Annotated in this window: 3 protein-coding genes and 2 pseudogenes; 2 read left to right on the forward strand and 3 right to left on the reverse strand. The window is 61.2% G+C overall.

Annotation, left to right across the window (positions count from 1 at the left end; all coding sequences use genetic code 11):
• Nucleotides 1–217 precede the first annotated feature (217 nt).
• Nucleotides 218–1,225, reverse strand: coding sequence for a glycosyl hydrolase family 8 (locus tag H5395_RS17450; protein ID WP_255440799.1), 1,008 nt, complete (start codon nucleotides 1,223–1,225; stop codon nucleotides 218–220).
• Between the two features lie 504 nt (nucleotides 1,226–1,729).
• On the opposite strand from H5395_RS17450, the pseudogene H5395_RS19640 reads away from it, so the two are divergent.
• Nucleotides 1,730–1,936 (forward strand): annotated as a pseudogene (locus H5395_RS19640) (IS3 family transposase); the annotation flags it as partial.
• Here the strand turns inward: H5395_RS19640 and H5395_RS17455 are convergent.
• Together H5395_RS17455 and H5395_RS17460 are read right to left on the reverse strand one after the other, a co-directional pair.
• Nucleotides 1,872–2,512: pseudogene (locus H5395_RS17455) on the reverse strand (transposase); the annotation flags it as partial. The pseudogenes H5395_RS19640 and H5395_RS17455 sit on opposite strands and share 65 nt — an antisense overlap.
• A 116-nt stretch (nucleotides 2,513–2,628) precedes the next feature.
• The gene (locus H5395_RS17460) at nucleotides 2,629–4,428 is read right to left on the reverse strand and encodes a hypothetical protein (protein WP_182793798.1); all 1,800 of its coding nucleotides are present in this window, start codon (nucleotides 4,426–4,428) and stop codon (nucleotides 2,629–2,631) included.
• A 462-nt stretch (nucleotides 4,429–4,890) separates the two neighbouring features.
• Between H5395_RS17460 and H5395_RS17465 the strand changes: the two genes are divergently transcribed.
• The gene (locus H5395_RS17465; protein WP_182793799.1) at nucleotides 4,891–5,430 is read left to right on the forward strand and encodes a hypothetical protein; all 540 of its coding nucleotides are present in this window, start codon (nucleotides 4,891–4,893) and stop codon (nucleotides 5,428–5,430) included.
• The last annotated feature ends 538 nt before the right edge of the window (nucleotides 5,431–5,968 follow it).

Consider the following 5,968-nt stretch of genomic DNA (forward strand, 5'->3'; position numbering starts at 1 on the left):
CCCATCATTGTAGGATTTCCAGTTCGTCGTGCGGTAGCGGGTGGGTTCAGGCCTGGTCATGGCAGGCCCTTAACCCGCTGGACCACTCCAGTGAATCCTTCCGAGGGCAGAGTTCTGCAACAACGCCCAGTGGCTGGTTCCGGAAACACAACCATGAGCTGTGCCCTGAAGGACACAGGTCGCCTATGTTGGACAGGTCGGGTCTGGCGTCGCGCTCTCAACAGCCGCTTTCGCGCAGCGCCACTTGCGCCAACATCGCGAGAGTTGCTGGGTAGTAGGCAGGCCGCGTGCGGCCGACCGAAGAGGCCGTCAAGGCCCCCGGATCGCGGCACTCTGCCAGTGCAGCGATAGCCTGATAGCCGAGCAGATCACTGATGGCCCGGACCTCTCCATCTTGGCCGATTTCGACGGCAAGGTGATCCGGAACGGTCGCCCGATGCAACAGATCGGCGCCCAACTGGACGGCAGGATGCGTGCGCCGCCCCGACCAGACGAGGTAGAGCGGGATGCGCAGAGCGTCATGCCCCCAGCGGAAATCATGCTCTTGCGGCGAGGAAAAGCCCGTTTCAGTCACGTCCACCCAATCTGCAAGAAATCCTGTCGCGGCCATTTCTGACAAGACTGTTTCCGCATGATCAGCGCAGCGGATCAGGGCATCTTGTCCTGTGGCAGCTCCGAGCTCGCGAAGCGCCCGCGTCATGAAATAGGAGGGATTCACCAGCACCCGGCCCGGCGCTCGCCGCGCCTCAGCCCCGGGAGTCAATAGCCATTCCGATGGAACTCGCGGATCCGGTGCCAGGCAGAGTTCGACCAGGCTCTGGGCGATTTCCTGATACCGATCCTCGTATCCGCGCCAGTTGGAATCACGCGCCGCGCGCAACAGTGCCCATGCTCGGAAAAGATCCCCGTCTGTTGCGTTGCGCCAATCCAACAATGTGCCGTAGGTTGACGTCGGTCCCCACTTCCATCCCATCAAGTGATCCTGCCGCACGGCGAGATGCTTGCGCGTCCATTTCTCGATCAGGCGGAAGCTGGCCTCGTCTCCTGAGGCCTGCGCAAGCAGGAGGCCGTAGGCCTGACCTTCAGAGTGACTAATTCCTCCTTGCTGGCTGTCCAGGACGCGGCCTTCAGCAGACAGGAATTCTGCCGACCAAGATGGCCAGGAAACCATCTCGGCTGTCTCCTCAGGTTGTGCGTTGCTTGGCCAGAGCGCCATTCCGCTCATGGCCACTGTCCGCGTGAGAAATGCACGGCGCCGCAAAACGTCCCACCTTCAGGTCATCTTTGGACCGCAATCTCGAGCCCTGTTCAGCAACCGGAGCGATAGCCGAAGAGTTCCTGATCAGCCCAGATGTCCTCTTTCTACTTGGCACGCCTCGGGGATGACCTGCGCGCAGCTTGGGTTACCGTGTGGAGCTGGTCCCGCGGACACCGCAGGATGGGATCGGATGTCCGTCATCGGGTGATTTGAGACCGAGTGGATAGCTCAGGAACGGAGGGTCTGGTCCATCTGTGGGTGAGGTCAAGCGGCCGGAGCGCGCCGGCGCTATGCCGTCCCACTATGCCGTCCTGCCCTACTCAGACAGCCGAAGTTGCGCATCTCGGGGCCGCGAAGTCAGCAAAATAAGGGTTCCAAAGTGCACGTCATGGGGTGAAAACGGTCTCGAAAACCGTTACTCGAAGGTTCAAATCCGTGCCCCCACCTGTAGCCGCGGCAGGATTGAGCCTGGCTGACATGTTCGACTACGTCGAGGGCTTCTACAATCCGAAGCGACGCCATTCCAAGCTGGGATATCTAAGCCCGGTGGCGTTCGAGGCCCGCGCTGTGCAACTTAACCTGGTGTCCGCAAAACGTGCTGCAGGCCACCTTTCAGGCTGCGCAGAAAGTCCGTCCAGAAGGTCTCGGCCTCTGAGAGGCCGATCTTCAGGCCGATGATCTCGCGGCGGCCGTCCGTGTTCACCGCCACGGCGATTATGGCCGCGACGGAGATGATGCGCCCACCCTGCCGAACCTTCAGGTAGGTCGCGTCGAGCCAGAGGTAAGGCCATTCGCCAGCGAGCGGCCGGTCGAGAAATTCCTGCACCCGCTCGTCTATGTCCTTGCAGAGCTTCGAAACCGTGCTCTTCGAGATGCCCGTGAGCCCCATGGCTTGCACCAGATCGTCCACCTTCCGCGTCGAAACCCCGCCGATCCAGGCCTGCCTCGGATGACGGCGACCAGAGCCTTCTCCGAGGTCCGGCGCGGCTCCAGAAAGCCGGGGAAGTAGGATCCCTGCCGCAGCTTCGGCACCCGCAGGTTCAACGCCCCGAGCCGGGTCTTCAGCTCGCGGTCGCGATAGCCGTTGCGCCAGGTCTGCCGGCCGTCGCCACGCTCATAGCGCCCGGCGCCAATCATGCCCTCTACGTCATGCTCCATCAGGGTCTGGAGCACCGCCTCGGTCACGGCGCGGAGAAAGTCGCCCTCATCGTGCTTTTGCAACAGCTCGATCAAGGTCATGCTGGTGTCGGTCATCGGGGCCTCCTTCGGTCCATGGTTGAAGCTCGCAACTCCACCATAATCCGACGTCCTCGATGACCACCCCGGTTACACCGCCAGCGCGGCGTGAAAGTCCACCACGTCCTCGGACGCTACCTGTGATCGGATCTCGCGCCGAGAGCGAACATCATCACCTCGTCCTCGATCCAGTAGTTGATGTGGTGCTGCCTGAAGTTGCCTCTGATCGGGACATTGACGGGGAAGTCACCACTGCCGATCCGGCCACCCACGAAATCGCTCCCGCGCCAGTAGTTGTTCCAGCGTATCTGGCCGCTGCGTGCAGGGATGCGGGCGTTATCCAGAAGCCAGCCATAGAGCGTGCAGAAGGGAGAGCCGGTCGTCGCGACCCGCATGACCGACGGAAACCTTCCGGGATCGGCAAGTACCGTGTCGATCGCGATGACCGAGCCCTGGCTGTGGCCGATGATCGCAATGCGGGTGTCGCCACCTTCAAGGGAGGCGAGCAGGGACGACAGCGAGGCCTGCTGCTGCCTGGGGTCGCGGAGGTAGTGCAGGACATCGGCCATGACATCGAGTGCGATGCGCACGGGCCGGAAGAGCAGCATCAAGGCAAATGGCAGCATGCGTAGTGCGGAGCGGCCGTAGATGCCCACCAGCCCATCCTTCGCCACGGGACAGGACTGTGACGAGCCCGTCTGTCCGGTCGCGTCAGGGGGGCGAACCGACGGCCTGGTCTCGCCGAATATCCCTGTCATATCGAGGGCAATGAAAGTGGAGACGACAAGGAAGAGCAGGACCACGATAATCGAGATCCAGGACATATGCACGCGCAGGACCGCGCCCGTGTTGCTCGACTGCCGGAGAAACGTCCCGATTGCCCAGGAAGCCATGACGGTCATGAACAGGACGCCCACGGACATCGTGGCGGTGGATGTCGCAGCTTCGACGTGCACCACGTCATAGGGCAGGGCCGCGACATAGGCCGCATCCCACTCCCGGAACTCATCGCAGTAGACGACAGAGGGCAGGTGCTGCGCGAGCTGATCCGCGGCATAGAGGTTTGCCCAGAGGATCACCGCGAGCAGCCCTGTGGCCAGCGCCATGCTGAGCGCAAGGAGGCCGACAAGGGACAGATGGACCCGCCAACGGGCGCCGTTCCTTCCGAAGACGAGCACGAGAAGGACAAGCAGGGGACCGAAGAGGGTGAGCAGCGCCTGGAACCGCATGGCCGCGGCGCCGAAGGCAGCGGGTGCGAGCCAGTCGGTCCTGAAGAAATGGATCCCGGCCAGAACCAGAACCAGCGCGGCCCAGAACCAGCCTGCATGTACGGCCGTGGGGTCGATCCTTCGGAGCTTGCCGGCGACCCAGAAGGTCACGAAGGCAAGGACGAGCGCAAACAGCCCGAAGAGCCAGTTGCTCTTCAGGGAGGCGCTCCAGAGACTGATCATTGCCGGCAGGACAAGCCAGATCAGGATGCCGCTGAAGAAGAGGTGAAGGAGCCTGCCTGGCGCGGACTTCGTGCCGGCATAGGCAACAGTTGCGACAAGGAGCCCCATGGTGAAGGGAATACGTGCGAGCCAGCCACTTGGCGCGCGGTGCAGGTCCGCCCAATTCGCATCCCAGAGAATGGTGCGACCGCCTTCGCTCACCGTCTCCACCCCCACGTAGTGGAAGGCCCCGGTTCCGTTTCCGAGAGGTATGCTCGTGGCGATCTCGCGTCTGGTGAAGTTCGCCTGTCGGCCTGTGCAGAGAGCGTAAGCTTGCATCAACTGGGGGAGAAGGGAGCCAGGCTCCGGAGACCCGACGCCATGCACTGCGACGATGTGGAGCGTGGATGCTCGCAAAGGGATATCGCCAGGTGCTGTAATGGGATCATCCATGGGCAATCCATCCTGATCGATGTCCAGCGTGGCAGAAATGCTGACATCCATCAATCTTGCTGTGCCTCTCCGATCCTGTTCGCCGAGGTGTTGTGATCCTGGTCAATGAGGGCCCCGATGTGAGATCAGGCAGGAGAACAGCATCGAGGGAATTATCGATCTTGCGGCATGCAAGGACACTCGGTTAGCTTGTGACAAAAGCTATCCTTCTGAGCATGAATGATCGACTATCGGACGCAGGATAGCATCGACAAAATAAACGTATCCACCGTGCGGGAATTTCACCTTGAAATATTCATCGAAGATCTTGCTGACGGCAGCCCTTTTTGCATTGGGCTTTGTCTTCCCGCTTGCGTTTATTGGTGCAGCGATTGTTGCATTCACGATTTACACTGAATCACGGCCGACACTTGCTCGCAACAGCGAGGGGCGATCGCCGTTCCTGCAGGGGGATGAGCCGGAGTGTCGCGATCGATTCAGGGAATGCACGGAATCGCCGGCAGAGGAGGCGTTATGCGCGGAAAGGCCGCGGCCGCTTATGCCGACCGTGCCGAGCGGATGGCGAAGGAGCTGAAGGACAGCTTTCGGCCGAAGAGCCTCGTAACGGCTGCCAACACGCAGTGGAACGCGGCCCTGGGGGCTATCGACGAAATAGACAGAAACACCCGGAAGTTTGCCGAAGCGAAGAAGCAGCAGGACTTGCAGGCGATAGAGGAATGCGTTCCTCGGCAGGTCGCGCTCCTCGAACGGATCTACTCCGAATTCGGGGGCAAGTTCGATTTCGGTCCGCAACCTTCAGAGAAAGAGCAGAGGCTGCAAGCCATCACGGATCCCGCGAACAGGCCTAAAACGGCGAAAGAAGCTGCGATTGCCGTGGCCGCGCTTGAAGCGGAATACAAGAGCTTGGCCAAGCACAGTGAATTCATGCGGGAGCATAACGAAAGGATGGAGGCAGATCCTGAATTTGCGAGGCTTTTCCATGAGAGCATAAAATTGTTTCAGGAAAATTCTCCCGCTGAACCGGCGGCCGTACGACGCTCTCCTGGCAAATAAGTCTCGGTTGCGGATGGTGCGGTAACGCGCCTCGGCAACGGCGCGGGCCTGGATGGAGATATCAAAGAAAAAGGACCGCGCCCTGAGGCGCGGTCCGCATGATGTCGCAGGAGGTCGGGATTACTGGGTGCGTGTGCAGGAGTTCCTGTCGAGAGAAAACTCCCCCGCGAACTCCGAGTCCCATCTTCTTGAGCAGCTGAGTCGGCGCACTAACCCCAAGCAGCACCATTCATCGGGCGGGGCCTCGAGTATCGCGGCCCCGCAGGTCACCTGCCTGTTGTGTCAAGTACGGTTCCATGAGATGCGCTTGTTGCTGAAAGGTGCACCACCTCAATCAGGTTACGGAGGTGCTGGCCAAGTGTTTCCTAAGTGCCGCCGCGGCGGGGCAGGCATCCGGGGCTGCAACATTTAAGAGCGCCTAACAAAACCGCCTCTCGTGCGTTAGGGGACATGAGCAAGCCCCTTGTATCCGATGATCTGTGGGCGGCGCTGGAGCCGTTGCTGCCGAGGCCGCGGCCCAAGCCCCAGGGCGGCCGTC

Origin of the sequence: Paracoccus sp. MC1854 (assembly GCF_014164635.1) — a bacterium.
Taxonomy (GTDB): Bacteria; Pseudomonadota; Alphaproteobacteria; order Rhodobacterales; family Rhodobacteraceae; genus Paracoccus.

Coding starts and splice junctions, on each gene's coding strand:
- H5395_RS17460 (WP_182793798.1), bottom strand. CDS start 4,428: ATGGATGTCAGCATTTCTGCCACGCTGGACATCGATCAGGATGGATTG.
- H5395_RS17465 (WP_182793799.1), top strand. CDS start 4,891: ATGCGCGGAAAGGCCGCGGCCGCTTATGCCGACCGTGCCGAGCGGATG.
- H5395_RS17450 (WP_255440799.1), bottom strand. CDS start 1,225: ATGAGCGGAATGGCGCTCTGGCCAAGCAACGCACAACCTGAGGAGACA.